Genomic DNA, 1166 nt, shown 5'->3' on the forward strand with positions numbered 1-1166 from the left:
TACCCCTGTCAAGTAGACAGATAAAAAAAGCTATGCTGCCAGTGCGCATCGATATTCAATCGGTGCGCGCTGTTTGAGTTTGGCTTGAAAACGTCGGTAGTTGTAATTGTACATATAATCTTCCACGGCTTGTCGAATCTCTGCTTCTGAATTACACTGATTAAGGTACAGCTTCTCTGTCTTGAGATGCGAAAAGAAGGATTCGATGCATGCGTTATCCAGGCAGGTTGCTTTGCGAGAGTGGCTGCCCTTAATGCCGAATGCTTCTAATCGTGTGTTGTACGCCTGAGACGTGTATTGGAAGCCCTGATCCGAATGGAGCACGGCTTCTGAAACGTCTCTTTTTTGTGTCCATTGTTCCACCGTATCCAATACGAGCTGAACATCGTTCCGTTTAGATAACTGCCAAGCTACAATCTCGTTGTTGAACAAGTCTTGAATCACGGACAGGTAAACAAATGAATCCCCATTCGAAATATAAGTAATATCCGTCACCATTTTTTGCTGGGGTGCTGTAGCATGAAATTGGCGCTTTAGGCGATTCGGATAGATCACAGATGGCGTATAGCTGGACTTCTTCCGCTTCTTGCGAATCACTGATTGGATCGATAGTTCACGCATGATTCGATATACTTTCTTGTGATTCACGTTCAGACCAGCCTCCCACAACGCCGTGGTCATGCGAGGATAACCAAACTCTCGGTTTTCAAAATGAATAGCCATCATGTGTTCTTTGATCTCACGGTCACGTTCTTGTCTTGCGTCTCGCTGCGGCTGGGTTGCTCGCCATTTATAGTAACTGGATCGGGGTATTCCTGTAATCGATAGTAGGCGTGTAATGCCATGCGAGCAGCTCAATTCATCGATGATATCGTAGTTCTCCCGTTGGCTCAGCGCTTCTCCTTTACTAGATTTGGATACCGCTTTTTTAAATAATCTACCTGTGCTTGAAGATAGTCTCGTTCTTCCTCCACGCTGCCAAAGGCTGTACGGGGACGTCCCTTCAGTGGATTGGGCACACTGTTTTTTCGTTCATCGAACGCTTCCCCGTTTTTCCACTTTTTCACCCACACCTTCAGTTGTGAACAGTTGCGAATTCCTTCGCGTTCAGCGACTACTTTGTAACTTGAAGAACCTTCGACATAGGATCTAACTGCATTCAATTT

Annotated in this window: 2 protein-coding genes; both read right to left on the reverse strand. The window is 45.6% G+C overall.

The features are described from left to right. Positions 1-30: 30 nt before the first annotated feature. On the reverse strand, positions 31-894 hold the full coding sequence (locus tag BMW94_RS30045; protein ID WP_368086964.1) for an IS3 family transposase: 864 nt from the start codon (positions 892-894) through the stop codon (positions 31-33). Further along, on the reverse strand, positions 891-1166 hold a 276-nt coding region (locus BMW94_RS30050; RefSeq protein ID WP_254790423.1), incomplete at its 5' end, for a helix-turn-helix domain-containing protein. The genes BMW94_RS30045 and BMW94_RS30050, both read right to left, overlap by 4 nt.

Source organism: Paenibacillus sp. OK003 (assembly GCF_900109515.1).
GTDB lineage: Bacteria > Bacillota > Bacilli > Paenibacillales > Paenibacillaceae > Paenibacillus > Paenibacillus marchantiae.